General features: G+C 67.8%; 15 protein-coding genes. 6 read left to right on the top strand and 9 right to left on the bottom strand.

Annotation, left to right across the window (positions count from 1 at the left end; all coding sequences use genetic code 11):
• The first annotated feature begins 116 nt into the window (after positions 1 to 116).
• The gene (locus U1F38_RS04400) at positions 117 to 809 is read left to right on the top strand and encodes a methyltransferase domain-containing protein (protein ID WP_409985847.1); all 693 of its coding nucleotides are present in this window, start codon (positions 117 to 119) and stop codon (positions 807 to 809) included.
• 115 nt (positions 810 to 924) lie between these two features.
• A complete protein-coding gene (locus U1F38_RS04405; protein WP_409985848.1) occupies positions 925 to 1,437 on the top strand; it encodes a hypothetical protein in 513 nt (170 codons plus the stop codon).
• 159 nt (positions 1,438 to 1,596) lie between these two features.
• Here the strand turns inward: U1F38_RS04405 and U1F38_RS04410 are convergent, their stop codons facing one another.
• From U1F38_RS04410 to U1F38_RS04425, 4 genes are all read right to left on the bottom strand, one after another.
• A complete protein-coding gene (locus tag U1F38_RS04410; protein ID WP_409985849.1) occupies positions 1,597 to 4,737 on the bottom strand; it encodes an AAA family ATPase in 3,141 nt (1,046 codons plus the stop codon).
• A gap of 152 nt (positions 4,738 to 4,889) precedes the next feature.
• Positions 4,890 to 5,570, bottom strand: coding sequence for a Crp/Fnr family transcriptional regulator (locus U1F38_RS04415; protein ID WP_409985850.1), 681 nt, complete (start codon positions 5,568 to 5,570; stop codon positions 4,890 to 4,892).
• A gap of 6 nt (positions 5,571 to 5,576) precedes the next feature.
• A complete protein-coding gene (locus U1F38_RS04420; RefSeq protein ID WP_409985851.1) occupies positions 5,577 to 6,275 on the bottom strand; it encodes a helix-turn-helix transcriptional regulator in 699 nt (232 codons plus the stop codon).
• A 198-nt stretch (positions 6,276 to 6,473) separates the two neighbouring features.
• The gene (locus U1F38_RS04425) at positions 6,474 to 7,127 is read right to left on the bottom strand and encodes an MBL fold metallo-hydrolase (RefSeq protein ID WP_409985852.1); all 654 of its coding nucleotides are present in this window, start codon (positions 7,125 to 7,127) and stop codon (positions 6,474 to 6,476) included.
• Between the two features lie 217 nt (positions 7,128 to 7,344).
• On the opposite strand from U1F38_RS04425, the gene U1F38_RS04430 reads away from it, so the two are divergent.
• From U1F38_RS04430 to U1F38_RS04445, 4 genes are all read left to right on the top strand, one after another.
• On the top strand, positions 7,345 to 8,547 hold the full coding sequence (locus U1F38_RS04430) for a DUF262 domain-containing protein (protein ID WP_409985853.1): 1,203 nt from the start codon (positions 7,345 to 7,347) through the stop codon (positions 8,545 to 8,547).
• Between the two features lie 22 nt (positions 8,548 to 8,569).
• A complete protein-coding gene (locus U1F38_RS04435) occupies positions 8,570 to 8,902 on the top strand; it encodes a hypothetical protein (protein ID WP_409985854.1) in 333 nt (110 codons plus the stop codon).
• 80 nt (positions 8,903 to 8,982) lie between these two features.
• Entirely contained in the window at positions 8,983 to 9,732 is a 750-nt protein-coding gene (locus U1F38_RS04440) for a class II aldolase/adducin family protein (RefSeq protein WP_409985855.1), read from the top strand.
• A 20-nt stretch (positions 9,733 to 9,752) separates the two neighbouring features.
• On the top strand, positions 9,753 to 9,968 hold the full coding sequence (locus U1F38_RS04445) for a 4-oxalocrotonate tautomerase (RefSeq protein WP_409985856.1): 216 nt from the start codon (positions 9,753 to 9,755) through the stop codon (positions 9,966 to 9,968).
• Between the two features lie 78 nt (positions 9,969 to 10,046).
• On the opposite strand, the gene pyk is transcribed toward U1F38_RS04445, so the two are convergent.
• From pyk to gcl, 5 genes are all read right to left on the bottom strand, one after another.
• Positions 10,047 to 11,468, bottom strand: coding sequence for a pyruvate kinase (gene pyk, locus U1F38_RS04450; protein ID WP_409985857.1), 1,422 nt, complete (start codon positions 11,466 to 11,468; stop codon positions 10,047 to 10,049).
• 13 nt (positions 11,469 to 11,481) lie between these two features.
• Positions 11,482 to 12,777: a glycerate kinase gene (locus U1F38_RS04455; protein WP_409985858.1), complete on the bottom strand. Its 1,296-nt coding sequence runs from the start codon at positions 12,775 to 12,777 to the stop codon at positions 11,482 to 11,484.
• 316 nt (positions 12,778 to 13,093) lie between these two features.
• Positions 13,094 to 13,999 (bottom strand): 2-hydroxy-3-oxopropionate reductase, encoded by a 906-nt coding sequence (locus tag U1F38_RS04460; RefSeq protein ID WP_409985859.1) that lies wholly within the window; start codon positions 13,997 to 13,999, stop codon positions 13,094 to 13,096.
• Positions 14,000 to 14,037: 38 nt separating this feature from the next.
• A complete protein-coding gene (gene hyi, locus U1F38_RS04465; RefSeq protein ID WP_409985860.1) occupies positions 14,038 to 14,817 on the bottom strand; it encodes a hydroxypyruvate isomerase in 780 nt (259 codons plus the stop codon).
• Positions 14,818 to 14,844: 27 nt separating this feature from the next.
• Positions 14,845 to 16,632, bottom strand: coding sequence for a glyoxylate carboligase (gene gcl, locus U1F38_RS04470; protein WP_409985861.1), 1,788 nt, complete (start codon positions 16,630 to 16,632; stop codon positions 14,845 to 14,847).
• Positions 16,633 to 16,682: the final 50 nt, after the last annotated feature.

Genomic DNA, 16,682 nt, shown 5'->3' on the forward strand with positions numbered 1-16,682 from the left:
GTTGTGGATTTTCATTGGGCGCATTATTCACTCCCGCCACGGCTTGCCGGCCGGGCGCCGCGCAACGCGCGCCACCGCCTTGGAGCCCGTGCGGCATGGACCGCCGGATGACGCCGATGAACGCGCCTGAACACAACCCCGCCGCGACACGCGCGCTGGATGCCGTGGCCGACTACTACACGCAAAAACTGCGGCGCTTTGGCGCCACCCCGCTGGGCGTGGACTGGCCCAACCGGCTCAACCAGGAGCTGCGCTTCGTGCAACTTCTGAAGCTGTGCGACTTCAGCCGGCCACGCACGCTCAACGACGTCGGCTGTGGCTATGGCGCGCTGCGCGCCCTGCTCAGCCAGCGCCACCGGCGCGCCCGCATCGACTATCGGGGCACCGACGTGTCCGAAGCCATGGTGGCCGCCGCGCGCCGCCGCTGGCGCCACCGCGGCGACTGCGCGTTCGAGGTGGCCGCCGGCGCCACGCGCCTGGCCGACTACAGCCTGGCCAGCGGCATCTTCAACGTCAAGCTGGACTGCCCGCTGCCCGCGTGGGAGGCGCTGGTGGCGCGCACCCTGGCCGACCTGCAGCGCCACAGCCGCCTGGGCTGGGCGGTCAACTTCATCGTCCCACCGGCGCCGGGCCAGGCCAGCCCGCCCCAGCTGTACCGCCCGCCGCCCGAGCACTGGCTGACGCACCTGGCGCAGCACCAGCCCGGCGCCGAAGTCACCCTGCTGCACGGCTACGGCCTCCCGGAATACACCCTGCTGGTACATGCGCACGCGCCACCGGGATCGACCAGCCGTCCGATCGACCGTTGACGCGCGAGGCGACCCCCAGGACCGGGCCCGCGCGCCTACCTTGTCCGTGCTTGCGCCGTCCCCGGCGACCATGGGATATTTGACGCCCCCATATTTTTTGAGTGAGGAGACCAACATGGGCTTTTTCATGTCATATGCGGACATCCTGATTCCCGACCTGCTCAACCAGCTCAATCTGCGGTTTGCACCGCCGCAGCCCAACGTGGCCGACGAGCGGCTGTATGGGGGCATCGAGGAAATGGCGGAGATTCAGAAAGAATTTCGCATCTTCAAGAAAGGCCGGCCGCTGCACCGAAGCATGCGAGCGCTCAACCTGTCGCCAGCCGACAACGCGGTACGCCAGCGCTGGCTCAGATTGATCGAAAAGCTGGCCGACCACCCGTCAAATCGCAACGGCGAAAACGGCAGTGAGGCCATCGTCAACGCGCTGCTGGAGAACTTCGCTTCTTCCAAGCCACTGCCCGTGTACTTCACCTCGCACGACATGCAAGGCAAGCCCGTCCAGGAAAGCCGGGTGCTCGTCACGCATGGGGCGCGGCCCGTGCATTACCTGGAAGTGGATTACCTGGTCATCTCGCTGCCCATGCAGTCGAGGGAAGCCGCTGCGCGCATGCGTGAGAAACGCTAGTACTGCGACCCGGAAGTAGAGGAACAAGATGAAATCGATGAATTCACGCGCAGGGCAAGGCGCAAACCGCAGCAATAGCCGAAGCTATTGCGAGGATTTGCAACGCCGCCATGCGTGCGAAGGCGCGATTTCATGTTTCGATACTTTCGGGTCGCAGTACTAGACGCCGGCGGTCCCCTTGGCACGCGCACGCGCACGCACAGCGTTCCACATCGGACGCCACAGGTCGGCTCCGGTCACGTCCAGCAACTCGCCTGCGTAGGCAATCCAGTCGCTGTGCCGTGTGGCGCCGGGCTGCCCGATCGCCACGCCATGCGCTTGGGCTCGCGCGCACACGAGTGCCGCGCGGCATTCGACCACGCGGTTGCCGCGCTGGCGCGACAGACCAATGACCTGCTGGGCGGATTGCGCGGCGGAACTCCACGCTCCACGCGCGGCCAGCGCCTCGGACCACAGCGCCCGCAACTCAACCTCGAAGTCGATCGCGACCCGCCGGTCTCGCAAATAAGCCAGCCCTTCCTGAATCTGGCTGCACGCAACCGCGTAACGGTGACAAGCCATTTCCAGAAACGAGAGAAAGTAGGCGTCCGTGACGCGCAGGTAGTCGTTCTGCGGACCCGCGGCGCGGCCCTGCTGGCGCAGCCTGCCCCAGGCATGCCGCGCGCGACCTTGCAGACAATCCAGCTCCAGAGCGAGGCTTCGGTCGATCCCCTTCATCACGACGTCAGGCTCATGGCGCGACAACACCGCCAGCCGGTCGCGACACGCCTGCGCCTGGGACAGGCGTCCCATGCGGCACAACACCCGCATGCGCAGACCGACAGCCCACTGCTCCACGTTGAAACCGATGAAATCGCTGTCGAACGCACTGACCTGCGCGATGCCGGCCAAGGCGATGTCGCTGGCGGCCAGTGCCTCGCGCAGCAACCCCGCCCAGCTGTAAGCCTGGCACAGCACCACATGCAGCATGGCCCGACGCCCCGCGTCGCCCGGCGGGGTGGGCATCGCGAGCACGTCTTGCACGGCGTGCACGTAGTCATCGGCCGAACCGCCGCCGGACTGCATCATGCGCGCGTGCGCGAAGCGCAGCAACTGAGGCAGGCGCGGGTCAGCCCCGCTGGCCTGCGCGAGCGCACGGTCGACAAGTTGCGTGACTTCTTGCGCGCTGATCCCCACGCGCCAGCCCAGAAACACGATCCGCCCGGCCGCCAGCGCACTGAGTGCCCGAGCCTCGTCGCCGTGCGCCTCGCGCTCCAGCAGCATCAGCACCTTGCGCCACGCCGCGATGGACGCGCCCGCATCGCCGGTGCGCAGCCATTGCGCGGCACGCACGGCCTGACGCGCCGCCGGCAGAAACCGGCCGGCCTGTTCCCAATGGTGCGCCGTCAGTGCGGCCAACTCCCCGGCATGCGGGCCGTGGGCGAAGCGCTCCTCCATCACGGCAGCCACGCGCGCGTGCACCCCCTTCACGCGCACGCGCAATTGCGCGCCGTACGCAGCCTCCTGGATCACCGGGTGCATGAACGTCAGCGCACGCGCACCGTGGAGACCTTGGGCCGGTGCAATGAGCTCGGCCGCCTGGAGCCGACGCAGGGCGGGCGCCAGCCGGCCCAACGGCAGACGTGCCACGCGTGCGAGCACCGCGACATCGACATGCTTGCCGATCACCGCACACGTCTGAAGGATGCGCTTGTCGGCCGCCGGCAACGCATCGATGCGGGTGGTGACCAACGCCTCGATGCTGTCTGGCAATTCGGCCGCCCAGCGCGCGGGATCGACGCCGGTACGGCGCAGGTGACGCACCAACTCCTGCGCAAAAAATGGGTTGCCCTGGCTGCGCGCAGCAATGCGGTCGATCCAGACCTCCTGGTCGCCTTCAGGCATCGCCGCCACGGCATCCGGCCGTTGTGGCACGGCCAGCCGCTCAGCCACGATGGCGCACATGGCCAGCGGCGCCAGCGCGACCAGCGGCAACACGGCGGCGTGAGGCAGATGCAACCACGGCGGCGGCAGGCTGCGTCGATGGTTGACCACCAGCAGGGTTTGCGTGGCGACCAGCGCATCGGCCAGCACGTTCAGGATGGGCCAACTCGCCAGGTCGAGCCAATGCAGATCGTCGACCACGAGCAGGCGCAGCGTCTCGGCATCGGCGCGCACCAGATCGGCCAACAAGGCCAGCAGCTGCAACTGACGCGAGTCCTGGCCCGCCAGCCGATGCCCGTGCCGCTGCGCGTCGTCGGCGACGCCCATCAGATCGTGCACGAGGGCCGCGTCGGCGGCGTCGGGGTGGCCGGCACGCTGCAGCGCCGCATCGATGCGCCGACGCAAGTCGTCCGCCGCCAGATCGGGCGAGGCGCCCAGACACAGGGATGCCACCACTTCGCGCGCCGGCCGCAGCGGCAGGGCGTGACTGAGCGGGTGGACCTGGACCCAGACCACGCGCGCACCGATGTCCTGGCAGCGGCGCGCGAATTCGGCGCACAGGCGCGTCTTGCCACTGCCGGCCTCGCCGCTGACGCACACGATCTGGCCCTGGCCGGCGCGCGTGCGGCCCAGCGCGTGCACCAGTTGCGCCATCTCGTCGCCGCGGCCGACGAAGCGCCCGGCACGCGCGGCCGGGTCGGGCATCGATGCGCTGCCGACGTCCAGGCGCAGCGCGAACAGCGCCACGGGATGGGCGATGCCCTTCAGGGGAAAGCTGCCGATCGGCCGCGCCGCCAGCAGGCCCGGGCGCAGCAGGTGGCGCGTCTCCTCGGTCAACAGCACCTGGCCGGGATCGGCCTGCGCGGCCACGCGGCTGGCCAGGTGGATGGCCACGCCGTGCGCGCCGCCGCCGCGCCGGTCGCCGGCCTCGGTCGGGTCCGAGGCCACCTTGCCGGTGTGCAGCCCCACGCGCAGCGCCAGGCCGGCGCCCCCTTGCACGGGGTCGAAAGCCTGCTGCATGCGCGCCGCCGCCAGGCAGGCCTGCTCGGCGTGCTGCTCCAGCGCCAGGGGTACGCCGAACAAGGCCATGATGCCGTCGCCCAGGGTGCGCAGCACGGTGCCGTGGTGCTGCTCGACGATGCGCACGATGCGCTCGACGGCGGGCTGCAGCCGCTGCATGGCCTGCTCCGGGCTGAGCTCGGCAATCTGCCGGGTGGAATCGACGATGTCGGCAAACAGGATGGTCGCCGCCTTGACTTCACCCCAGTCGCCCGACGGCGACGCGGCGGCAGCGGCCAGCGGCTGTCCGCACGCGGCGCAAAAGCGGTCGGCTGGGCCGCAGGCCGCATGGCAATGGGTGCAGAAACGGCGGGCCATCGCTCAGGCGCCGTGCGCCCACAGGCGCGGCGTGGGTGCGTGCAAAACCGGAAGCAGCGGCGACATGTCCGGATGCTAACCGCGTTGGATGGCAGCGCACCTACCTTGCGAGGGCGTTTTTGTCATCCCTCAAGGGAGGGATAAATGCGCCCTCACCACCGCGCCGGCAGCGGCTTGAGCAGCACCAGGCGCCGCTCGCGCGTGGCGACGTAGCCGCCGGTCTCCAGGTCCTTCAGCAGGCGGCTGACCATCTCGCGCGAGCAGGCCAGGTGGCTGGCGATCTGCTGGTGCGTCAGGCGCTCGCGCAGGGTGCGCCAGCCTTGCGCATCCGGCGGGTCGGCCAGTTGATCGAGCAGGCGCGTGAGGCGACCATAGACGTCGATCAGGGCCACGCTGCGGGCGTTGTCGGTGGCCAGCCGCGCCCGCCGGATCAGGCGCGCCATCAGCTCGAGCGCGAAGTCGGGATGCGCGGCAATGTGCGCCAGCAGCTGCTCGCGCGTGACGACGGCGCAGACCGTGGGCTCGGCGGCCTCCACGCTGGCCGAGCGCGGGCCGCCGTCGAGCGCCATCTCGCCCACGTACTCACCCGGGCCATACAGGCCCAGCGTCAGCTCCTTGCCGCTGGCGTCGGCCACGAAGGCGCGCAGCCGACCGGAACGCACGATGTAGAGGGTGTCGCCGCGCTCGCCCTCCTGGATGATGAGCGTGCCGCGCCGGTAGCGGCGCTCGGTGCCGCGGCGCGCCAGCGCCTCGACATGGGCCGAGGCGTGGCCCAAGGCGGGCAAACCGGTGGCAGGCGCGGGGTTCGGGCCTTCAGGCGCGGGGGGCGGCATGCCCCATCATACAAATTGAAATCCCGCGGATGCCGATCGCCGCACGGCGGCGCCCTCGCCGCACGAAGCGCCGACCACCGGCGGCAGGCTGAGCACGCACTGCACCAGCTGGCGGATGCCGCTGGCGCCAGTCTTGTCGCGCAGCGCGCGCACCTGGGTGCGCACGGTGGATTCGGCCACGCCGTGCTGCACGGCGATCTCGTCCACCTCGCGGCCATCGCACAGGGCGCGCAGCACGGATTCCTCGGTCGGTGTCAGGCAGTGCTCGCGCGCAAACAGCTGCAGCGCCAGGTTGTCGCCGATGCGCTGGCGCGCCATCACCAGCAGCACGCTGCCGGCGGCGGCGCCCGGCGCGGGGGCCACCGGGATGACGGACAGCGGCAGGCACTGCTCGCCATGCGTCAGGTACAGCAGGCGACGGTGGCCCTGCACGGCACCCCGGATGGCCGCCATCAACTGCTCGGTCAGCGCCGAGTTGCGGCCGGTGACGACGCCGCCCGGGCTGGCGAACAGCAGGCGGCCGATGGCCAGTTCGTGGCGGGCAAGGTGGTTGGCGTGCAGCACCGTGCCCTGTGCAGTGACCAGCACCAGCCCGTAGTCGATCTCGTCCAGCAAACGCAGCACGAAGCTGGCTTGCAGGTCGTCGGCCTTTTCGGTCTTGACGGGCTGGCGGGTCTCCTCCCTGACTGCTGCGACGACTTCCATGGTGTTCTCCATCGGCGCTTGGCGCGCGGCTCTTGGCGCATGGGGGCAGTCTAGGAAGTCGCGCCATGAATTGCAGTGACTGGGTCACGCGCGTTTTGTGATCCATTCACCTTTCGGTGCGCGCCCGCTTGCAGTGTGCGATGTGACCTTGCATTGCTGCTTTGGCGCCACGCGGTCGTGCCATGTTTCACGCGCCGGTCAACGATCGCGCACGAAGGGGTTGTGCCGGCGCTCCTCGCCAAACGTGCTCTCAGGCCCGTGGCCAGGGATGAATACCGTCTCGTCGCCCATGGGCCACAGACGCTGGCGGATGCTGGCCAGCAACTGCTCGTGGTTGCCCCCCGGAAAATCCGTGCGACCGATGCTGCCGGCAAACAGCACGTCGCCCACGAAGGCACGCTCGGCCTGCGGCGAATGAAACACCACGTGCCCGGGGGTGTGGCCCGGGCAGTGGCGCACGTTCAGCACGCAGTGGCCCACCTGCACCGTGTCGCCATCGTGCAGCCAGCGCGTGGGCGTGAAGGGTTCGGCGGCAGGAAAGCCGAACATGCGGCCCTGCTCGGCCAGGCCGTCGATCCAGAACTGGTCGCCCGGGTGCGGGCCGACGATGGGCAGGCCATGGCGGCGCGCCAGCTCGGCCGTGCCGCCGGCGTGGTCGATGTGCGCGTGCGTGAGCCAGATCTGGCGCAAGTCCACCCCCAGCGCCTGCGCGGCTGCCTCGATGCGCGGCAGGTCGCCGCCGGGGTCGATGACGGCGGCTTCCAGGGTCTGCTCGCACCACACGATGGAGCAGTTTTGCTGGAAGGGGGTGACGGGAATGGTCTGGTAATGCAGGCGTGGGGCGGACGTCATGGCGAGCGATGAATCGAGTCACCCCATTGTCCATGGTTCCCCATCGGAAATGCCGCTGGCGAAATCAGGGCGCGCAACCGCGCACCTCGACCAATGTCTACTGCACAACAGAAAGTCAGCGACACGTTCGGTTCGTCCGCGCCGTCAAGGGCCTTGTGCGGACGATCGTCGCGAGCCGATACCATCACGCACGGACGACTGGAAGGGAACCTGAAACGTGCAAGAGTCTCGCCTCAAACATGAAAGCCGAACAATCAAGAATCTGGTGGAGGACTATCGCGCTGGTCGCATCGTCATTCCCGAATTTCAGCGCGAGTACGTCTGGCGCAAGAGCAAGGCGCCGCTGCTGATCGATTCCATCTATCAAAACTTTCCAATATCGTCGCTTCTGCTCTGGCGCAGCGACGCCGAGGTTCATGCTCGTCGAGCCACTCCACGTGCCAACCGATCAGGTTCAACGAGTTGGCTGATCGACGGTCAGCAACGGGTCATCACGCTTTCCAAGACCATTGATGGAGAGGATGGGATCGACGGCGGTTTCAATCCGGACACAGAGGAATTCAAGCTCTCGAACGCCGCCACGAGAAAAAATCCAGATTGGATTCGTGTCGCCGACATTTGGAGCGACGAAGCCTTTCGACGACTGCGCCGCCAATTCGATGGTTCACGACAGGCTGAGCGCTTCGAAGCCAGGCTGGAACGCGTGCGCCGCATCCGGGACTATGAGGTTCCGATCGTTGAAATGGTCGATCACGATTTCGACGATGCCGTCAAGGCGTTCGAGCGCATCAACACCTTGGGGGTACGCCTCAAGAAGGAAGACATCGAGAGCGCGCGGGTCGCTGCACGGCATCAGCGGTTGATTGCCGACGAGATTGTTCCCTACCTCCACCAGATTCGCCAACAAGGATTCCAGCGCTTGAACGTCATGCACCTGTTTCGTGCGTGCGCCTTCATCGCGCGACCAGATGGACGAAATCGAACACCTTTGCACGAATTGGACCGCAAGGAAGTCGTCGGTGCCTGGAAGCAAACCAAGCAAGCCACCGGGCAGGCCATTGCCTTGATCCGAAGCGAACTGGGTTTGATCAACATGGACATTCTGTGGTCAGGCGCGTTGATGGTGCCCCTGATCGCCATCTGCGCCACCGTCAAGGCGCGCGATCGCAAGGCCGATGAACTGGTGGGGTGGCTTGCCTTGGCGGCACTGTGCCGTCGCTACAGCGGAGCCAGTGAAACGGCCCTGGAACAAGACTTGCGGGCATGCAAGCAAAGCGACCCCGTTCGCGCACTTCTGGCCAACCTCCGCACTCACCGAAGCACCCTGCTGGCCGAACCCAAGGATTTTTTCCGGTTCGCTCAACGACCGCAGTGGCCTGCTGACCCTGTACATCGCCAGTACGAATCGCGGAGGGCTTGATTTCTTTACGCGATCGAAGGTATTGCTGCAGGGAAACATCGATCGGCATCACATCCTGCCGCGGGCGCAATTTTCGGAAGTCGAGCGCACCAGTGCAGACAACATCGCCAACATTGCGTTCATAACCTCCGAAGTCAACAAGTCGATCGGTCAATCGGGCCCGGAGGTCTACCTCGGGAAAATTGAACTGAAGACCCTCAAGTCACAGTGCGTCCCGTTGGATCGAGACTTGTGGAGAATCGATCGCGCAGTCGACTTCTGGCGCGCACGCCGCGAACTCCTGGCCGAGTCTTTCAACGATTTCGTTCAGAAGAAGTTGCCACAACGGCGATTGTGGTCCGCCACCAACCGTTGAATCAGAGCGCGGCTCAACCGGTGCGAGCAACAAAGCCGACAAGACGCGCTTCTACCTTCGTCGCCCCAGATAAACCTGCCATGCCCACCGCCCGCCCGCCCCGCACCGAAAGCCAGGTGCGCATCGACCTGGCCGCCGCCTACCGCATGGCGGCCGTCAATGGCTGGGACGACACCATCTACACCCACCTGTCGGCCAGCGTGCCGGGCGAGCCGGGGCATTACCTGATCAACCCGTTTGGGGCGGCGTTCGACGAGATCACCGCCAGCCGCCTGGTCAAGGTCAACACCGCCGGGCAGGTGGTCGATGGCTCGGGCGCCCGCGTCAACCCCAGCGGCTTTGCCATTCACGGCGCGGTGCATGCGGCGCGCCCCGACGTGGAATGCGTGATTCACCTGCACACGCCCTGGGGCGTGGCCCTGTCCATGCTGCCCGGCGGCTTGCAGCCCACATCGCAATGGGCCATGCGCCTGTACCAACGCCTGGGCCGCCACCCGTATGAAGGCTTGGCGCTGGGCGCCGATGAACAAGCCCGCCTGGTGACCGCGCTGGGTGACCTGGATGGCCTGCTGCTGGAAAACCACGGCCCGCTGGTCGTCGGCCGCAGCGTGGCCGAAGCCTGGATGTTGATGCACATCCTGGAGCGCGCCGCGCAGGCGCAACTGCGCGCCATGGCCGCCACCGGCGGGCGCGTGATGCAGGCCACGCCCGCACTGGCCGCCCTGACCTACCACCAATGGGTGGGCGACGGCAGCGAGTGGGACGGGGATCTGGAGTGGCCCGCCCTGCTGCGCCGCATCGAGCGCCTGTCACCCGGTTTCAACACCTGATTTTTTGGAGCACCCCCGCCATGCCCACCATCCGCGTCGAACTGTTCGAAGGCCGCACCCCCGAGCAAAAGCGCGCCCTGGCCGCCGCCCTGACCGAAGCCACCGTGCGTACCTTGGGCGGCTCGGCCGACGGCGTGGACGTGCTGTTCTTCGACATCGCCCGCCAGGACTGGGCCACGGGCGGCGTGCTGTGGAGCGACAAGGGTGCGCCGCCGCCGGCAAGCAGCAGCTCCTGAGTCGACGCGCGAGAGCCGATTTGCTACGTTTAACGGAGCTGCCCGCGGAGTACCGATAAGCGCTGGAGCCAGAAATCGTCAAACAATGCCGATGTGCATCAGGTTGGTGGTGCCACTCTGGCCAAAGGGCACGCCGGCAATGGCGACGTAGGGGTCGCCCGCCTGGCCGAAGCCTTCTCGGCGCACCAGGTCACCGGCCAGCATGCGCACCTCGTTGAACTCGGTGACCTCGCTCACGTGCAGCGAATGCACGCCCCAGGCCAGCACCAGGCGGCGCGCGGCCGACAGCTGGGGCGTCAGGCTGAGGATGGGCGCCTCGGCGCGCTCGCGCGCGACGCGCAGGCTGGTGGCGCCCGAATGCGTGGCGCAGACGATGGCGGCCGGGTGCAGCAGAGCCACGGCGCGGCGCATGGCGCAGCACACCGCGTCGGGCACGCCGGTCTGGCCGGGGACATTGGCGCTTTGCGAGGCTTCGAGAAACTGGCGGTACAGCGGGTCGGCCTCCACGCGCTCGATGATGCGGTTCATGATGCGCACCGCCTCGATGGGGTGCTTGCCGGCGGCGGATTCGGCCGAGAGCATCACCGCGTCGGCGCCGTCGTAGATGGCGGTGGCCACGTCGGAGGCTTCGGCGCGCGTGGGCACCGGGCTTTCGATCATGGATTCGAGCATCTGCGTGGCGACGATGACGGGGCGGCCCTGCTTGCGGCAGGCGCGCACGATGCGCTTTTGCAGCGGCGGCACGCTCTCGGCGGGCATCTCCACGCCCAGGTCGCCGCGCGCCACCATCACGGCGTCGGTGGCGGCGATCACCTCCTCCAGGCGCTCGATGGCGGCGGGCTTTTCGAGCTTGGCCACCAGGCCGGCGCGCTGACCCACCAGCGCACGCGCCTCGTGGATGTCCTCGGGCCGCTGCACGAAGCTGAGGGCCACCCAGTCCACGCCCAGCTCCAGCGCCACGGCCAGGTCGCGCCGGTCCTTGTCGGTCAGCGCGGAAATGGGCAGCACCACGCCGGGCACGTTGACGCCCTTGCGGTCGGACAGCTTGCCGCCCACCAGCACGGTGGTGTCGGCGCTCTTGGCGTCGCAGCGCTCGACCTTCAGGCGCAGCTTGCCGTCGTCCAGCAGCAGCTCGGCGCCGGGCACCAGGGCGGCAAAAATTTCGGGGTGCGGCAGCTGGACGGCCTGCGCCGTGCCGGCAATGGCGTCCAGTTGCAGGCGAAAGGCCTGGCCCTCGGCCAGCATGACGGGGCCACCGTCAAACGTGCCCACGCGCAGCTTGGGGCCTTGCAGGTCGGCCAGGATGGCGATCGGGCGGCCATGCTTTTGCTCGACGGCCCGCAGCGCCGCCACGCGGGCGCGGTGGTCGTCGGCCACGCCGTGGCTGAAGTTGAGGCGAAACACATCGACGCCGGCCAGAAACAGCTGCTCGATGACGGCGGGCTCGCTGCTGGCGGGGCCCAGGGTGGCGACGATCTTGGCGTTGCGGGTGCGGCGCATGGTGCGGTTTGGCTCAGGTTGTGGGTGCCGCCGCTTCGATCAGCAGCGCGCGAAAGTCGTTGACGTTGGTGCGCGTGGGCCCGGTGATGACCGAGTCGCCCAGCGCCTGGAAAAAGCCGTGGCCGTCGTTGTTGTCCAGCGCGTCCTTGGGGGGCAAGCCCTTGGCCCAGGCGCGCGCCAGGGTGCTGGGGTCGATCAGCGCGCCGGCAATGTCCTCGGCACCGTCCACGCCGTCGGTGTCGCAGCCGATGCCGTACACGCGCGCCTGGCCGTCCAGGGTGATGGCGGCCGACAGCAGGCATTCGACGTTGCGCCCGCCGCGGCCCTTGCCGCGCACGGTGACGGTGGTCTCACCGCCCGACAGCAGCACGCAGGGCGCGGGCGCGGGCTGGCCGTGGCGCGCCACCTGCAGGGCCATGCCGGCCAGCACCTTGCCGACGTCGCGCGCCTCGCCCTCCAGCGAATCGCCCAGGATGAAGGGCGTGACGCCGGCCTGGCGCGCGACTTGGGCGGCGGCCTCCAGCGCCATTTGCGGCGCGGCGACGATGCGCACTTCGTGGCCGGCCAGGCGCGGGTCGCCGGGCTTGATGGATTCGCCGCGCCCGCTCTCGAGCAGGGCACGCACCGGCGCGGGCAGCTCGATGCCGTAGCGTTTGATGACGGCCAGCGCGTCGGCGCAGGTGGTGGGGTCGGCCACGGTGGGGCCCGAGGCGATGTCGATCGGGTTGTCGCCCGGTACGTCGGAGATCAGCAGCGTGAGCACGCGCGCCGGGTGGCAGGCCGCCGCCAGCCGCCCGCCCTTGATGCCCGACAGATGCCGGCGCACGCAGTTCATCTCGCTGATGGTGGCGCCGGATTTGAGCAGGGCGCGGTTCACGTCCTGCTTGTGTTCCAAAGTCAGGCCCGGCCCGGGCAGCGGCGCCAGCGCCGAGCCGCCGCCGGAGATCAGGCACAGCACCAGGTCTTGCGGCGTGAGGCCTTTGACGACTTCCAGCAGGCGCTGGGCAGCGGCCAGGCCGGCGGCGTCGGGCACGGGGTGGGCGGCCTCCACAATCTCGATGCGCTTGCACGGCGCGCCATAACCATAGCGGGTGACGACCAGGCCCGACACGGGGCCTGACCAGTTCTCCTCCACCGCCTGCGCCATCGCAGCCGAGGCCTTGCCGGCGCCAATGACGATGAGCCGCCCGCCGCCCAGTTGCCCGGGCGTCGGCAGGTGCGGCGGAATGCACAGCGCCGGCTGGGCGCTGGCCACGGCGGCATCAAACATGCGCCGCAGCAGGTCACGCGAATTCGGGCTGGCCGTCATGCAGGGCTCCACGGGTTGCTCATACTTTTAAAACCGGACGCAGAGGACGCAAAGGAATCGCAAAGGACGCAGAAAAAACAAAGAATAAAGAAAACCACTCAAGCCCTCACGTGACAAGCGCAATCAGCTACTTATTTAATAGTGATTTTCGGCTGTTCTTTTGCGTCCTCTGCGATTCCTTTGCGTCCTCTGCGTCCGGCTGTTCGGCTGTTCGGCTGTTCGGCTGTTCGGCTGTTCGGCTGTTCGGCTGTTCGGCTGTCCGGCTGTCCGGCTGTCCGGCTGTCCGGCTGTCCGGCTGTCCGGCTGCTTTCAGCCCTCAAGTCGGCTTCTGGCCGATTTCGAAGTTGGACAGCTTCTCCAGCGCGCGCACCATGCCCGAGTGGTCCCAGGCCGCGCCGCCGTGCGACACGCAGGCGCTGAACAGCTGCTGCGCGTTGGACGTGGCGGGCAGCGCCAAGCCGAGCTGACGCGCGGCGGTGAGCGCCAGGTTCAGGTCCTTCTGGTGCAGCGCGATGCGAAAGCCCGGCTCGACCGTGCGCTTGATCATGCGCTCGCCCAGCACCTCCAGAATGCGCGAGGTGGCCAGGCCGCCCAGCAGCGCCTGGCGCACCTTGGCCGGATCGGCGCCGGCGCGGGCGGCAAACAGCAGGCCCTCGGCCACGGCATTGATGGTGAGGGCCACCACGATCTGGTTGGCAACCTTGCAGGTCTGGCCGTCGCCCGTGCCGCCCACCAGCGTGATGTTCTTGCCCATCAGCTCCAGCACGGGCCTGGCGCGCTCGAACACGGCGGGCTTGCCGCCGCACATGATGGACAGCGTGGCGTTGCGCGCGCCCACGTCGCCGCCGGAGACGGGCGCGTCCAGGTAGTCGCAGCCCAGCGCTTCGATCTTGCTGGCGTATTCCTTGGTCTCCACCGGCGAGATGGAGGACATGTCGATCACCAGCTTGCCCTTGGTGAGGCCGGCGGCCACGCCGTCTTCGGCAAACAGCACCTTGCCCACGTCGGGCGTGTCGGGGACCATGATGATGATGATGTCGCTCGCCTGCGCCACCTCGCGCCCGCTGGCGCAGACCTTGGCGCCGGCCTGGGCGACCTCGTCGGGCACCTTGCCGTGCGTGTGGGCGGCCAGCTTGTGCCCGCCCTTCATGAGGTGGCCCGCCATGGGCGTGCCCATGATGCCCAGGCCGATGAAACCGATGTTCAGGGATGCGCTGCTCATTGCTTGTCTTCCTTGTGTCGAATGGAGATGCCGGGGTTTTACCTGATCAGCTGCTGGCGCCAGCCCAGGCCGGCCTCGGTGCTGGCGGCCGGCTTGTATTCGCAGCCGATCCAGCCGGTGTAGCCGATGCGGTCGAGGAATGCAAACAGAAAGGCGTAGTTGATCTCGCCCGTGCCCGGCTCGTTGCGGCCGGGGTTGTCGGCCAGCTGGATGTGGGCAATGCGCGGCAGGTGCGCCTGCATGGTCGCGGCCAGCTCGCCCTCCATGCGCTGCATGTGGTAGATGTCGTATTGGAGATAGGCGTTATCAAAGCCGACCTGGTCAAGCACGGACAGGGTCTGCGCGCTGCCATGCAGGTAGAAGCCCGGAATGTCGAAGGTGTTGATGGGCTCGACCAGCAGCTTCAGGCCCGCCTTCTTCAGCTCGGCGGCGGCGTAGCGCAGGTTGTCCACCAGGGTCTGGCGCAGCACGGCGTCGGGCACGCCGGCAGGCGCCTTGCCGGCCAGGCAGTTGAGCTGGCTCACGCCCAGGGTGCGGGCGTAGCCGATGGCGGTGGCCACGCCCTCGCGGAACTCGGCCGTGCGGTCGGGGTGGCAGGCGATGCCGCGCTCGCCGCCGTCCCAGTTGCCGGCCGGCAGGTTGTGCAGCACCAGTTGCAGGCCGTTGCCGTCCAGGCGCCGGCGCAGCTCTTCGGCCGGCCAGGCGTAGGGGAACAGAAACTCCACCGCCGTGAAGCCATCGCGCGCGGCCCGCTCGAAGCGCTCGAGAAACGGCACTTCGTTGTAGAGCATCGTCAGGTTGGCAGCCAGTTTTGTCATCGCTCGGATTTCCTTGTCGTCAATTCATCAGTCGAGCATGGAGACGGCGATGGCGGTGGGCGCATCTTGCTTGCCGCCGGCCAGCTCCTCGAACTCGGTCACATTGTCGATCTCGGTGCCCATGGAGATGTTGGTGACGCGCTCGAGGATCATCTCGATCACCACCGGCACCTTGAACTCGGCCATCAGCGCCTCGGCACGCTGGATGGCGGGGGCCACTTCGTCGGGCGAATGCACCCGGATCGCCTTGCAGCCCAGGCCCTCGACCACCTTGACATGGTCGATGCCGTAGCCGTTGACCTCGGGTGAGTTGACGTTGTCGAACGCCAGTTGCACGCAGTAGTCCATGGTGAAGCCGCGCTGGCTCTGGCGAATCAGCCCCAGATAGCTGTTGTTGACCACGATGTGGATGTAGGGCAGCTTGAACTGCGCACCCACGGCCAATTCTTCCAGCATGAACTGGAAGTCGTAGTCGCCCGACAGCGCCACCACCTTGCGGCTGGGGTCGGCCACGCACACGCCCAGCGCGGCGGGCACCGTCCAGCCCAGGGGGCCGGCCTGGCCGGCGTTGATCCAGTGGCGCGGCTTGTAGACATGCAGAAACTGCGCGCCGGCGATCTGCGACAGACCGATGGTGGAGACGTAGCAGGTGTCCTTGCTGAACGCGTTGTTCATGCACTGGTACACGCGCTGCGGCTTCATGGGCACGTTGTCGAAGTTGGTCTTGCGCAGGTATTGCACGTCGGCCTTGCGCGCCTGGCATTCCTTGACCCAGGCGGAGAAGTCGCGCAGCTTGCCGGCTTTCTTCCATTCCTTGGCGACCTGCACGAAGAGCTCGAGCGCGATCTTGGCGTCGGAGACGATGCCCAGGTCGGGCGTGAAGACGCGGCCGATCTGCGTGGGCTCGATGTCCACGTGCACGAAGGTGCGGCCCTTGCAATACACCTCGGGGCTGCCGGTGTGGCGGTTGGCCCAGCGGTTGCCGATGCCCAGCACGAAGTCGCTGGCCAGCATGTTGGCGTTGCCGTAGCGGTGGCTGGTTTGCAGCCCGCACATGCCGGCCATCAGGGGGTGGTCGTCGGGCAGGGTGCCCCAGCCCATCAGCGTGGGGATGACGGGCACGCCCAGCACCTCGGCCAGCTCGACCAGCAACTCGGACGCGTCGGCATTGATGATGCCGCCGCCGGCCACGATCAGGGGCTTGGCCGATTGGTTGAGCATGGCCAGGGCCTTTTCGACCTGCTTGCGCGTGGCGGCGGGCTTGTAGGCGGCCATGGGCTCGTAGGTGTCGATGTCGAACTCGATCTCGGCCATCTGCACGTCAAAGGGCAGATCGATCAGCACCGGGCCCGGGCGGCCCGAGCGCATCAGGTGAAAGGCCTGCTGGAACACGCGCGGCACCTGCGCCGGCTCCAGCACCGTCGTCGCCATCTTGGTGACGGGCTTGGCGATGCTGGCGATGTCCACGGCCTGGAAGTCCTCCTTGTGCAGGCGCGCGCGCGGCGCCTGGCCGGTGATGCACAGGATGGGAATGGAGTCGGCGCTGGCCGAGTACAGGCCGGTGATCATGTCGGTGCCGGCTGGGCCCGAGGTGCCGATGCACACGCCGATGTTGCCGGCGCAGGCGCGGGTGTAGCCCTCGGCCATGTGCGAGGCGCCCTCGACGTGGCGCGCCAGCACGTGGCCGATGGTGCCGCGCTCCTTCAGTTGCGCATACAGGGGATTGATGGCGGCGCCGGGCACGCCGAAGGCCTGGGTCACGCCTTCCTTTTCCATCACCAGCACGGCGGCCATTGCCGCTTTCATCTTCGCCATGATCGAGTCTCCTTGAAGTCTGTCGCTATGGCGCGATGGTGCCGTCGGCG

It is taken from the genome of Ottowia sp. (assembly GCF_046348305.1).
Lineage (GTDB): Bacteria > Pseudomonadota > Gammaproteobacteria > Burkholderiales > Burkholderiaceae_C > Ottowia.

Bases quoted from the DNA above. Each gene is read 5' to 3' on its own strand.
- U1F38_RS04425 (WP_409985852.1), bottom strand. From the start codon at position 7,127: ATGACGTCCGCCCCACGCCTGCATTACCAGACCATTCCCGTCACCCCC.
- U1F38_RS04460 (WP_409985859.1), bottom strand. From the start codon at position 13,999: ATGAGCAGCGCATCCCTGAACATCGGTTTCATCGGCCTGGGCATCATG.
- U1F38_RS04405 (WP_409985848.1), top strand. From the start codon at position 925: ATGGGCTTTTTCATGTCATATGCGGACATCCTGATTCCCGACCTGCTC.
- U1F38_RS04440 (WP_409985855.1), top strand. From the start codon at position 8,983: ATGCCCACCGCCCGCCCGCCCCGCACCGAAAGCCAGGTGCGCATCGAC.
- U1F38_RS04415 (WP_409985850.1), bottom strand. From the start codon at position 5,570: ATGCCGCCCCCCGCGCCTGAAGGCCCGAACCCCGCGCCTGCCACCGGT.
- U1F38_RS04455 (WP_409985858.1), bottom strand. From the start codon at position 12,777: ATGACGGCCAGCCCGAATTCGCGTGACCTGCTGCGGCGCATGTTTGAT.
- pyk (WP_409985857.1), bottom strand. From the start codon at position 11,468: ATGCGCCGCACCCGCAACGCCAAGATCGTCGCCACCCTGGGCCCCGCC.
- U1F38_RS04400 (WP_409985847.1), top strand. From the start codon at position 117: ATGAACGCGCCTGAACACAACCCCGCCGCGACACGCGCGCTGGATGCC.
- hyi (WP_409985860.1), bottom strand. From the start codon at position 14,817: ATGACAAAACTGGCTGCCAACCTGACGATGCTCTACAACGAAGTGCCG.
- gcl (WP_409985861.1), bottom strand. From the start codon at position 16,632: ATGGCGAAGATGAAAGCGGCAATGGCCGCCGTGCTGGTGATGGAAAAG.
- U1F38_RS04420 (WP_409985851.1), bottom strand. From the start codon at position 6,275: ATGGAAGTCGTCGCAGCAGTCAGGGAGGAGACCCGCCAGCCCGTCAAG.
- U1F38_RS04410 (WP_409985849.1), bottom strand. From the start codon at position 4,737: ATGGCCCGCCGTTTCTGCACCCATTGCCATGCGGCCTGCGGCCCAGCC.
- U1F38_RS04445 (WP_409985856.1), top strand. From the start codon at position 9,753: ATGCCCACCATCCGCGTCGAACTGTTCGAAGGCCGCACCCCCGAGCAA.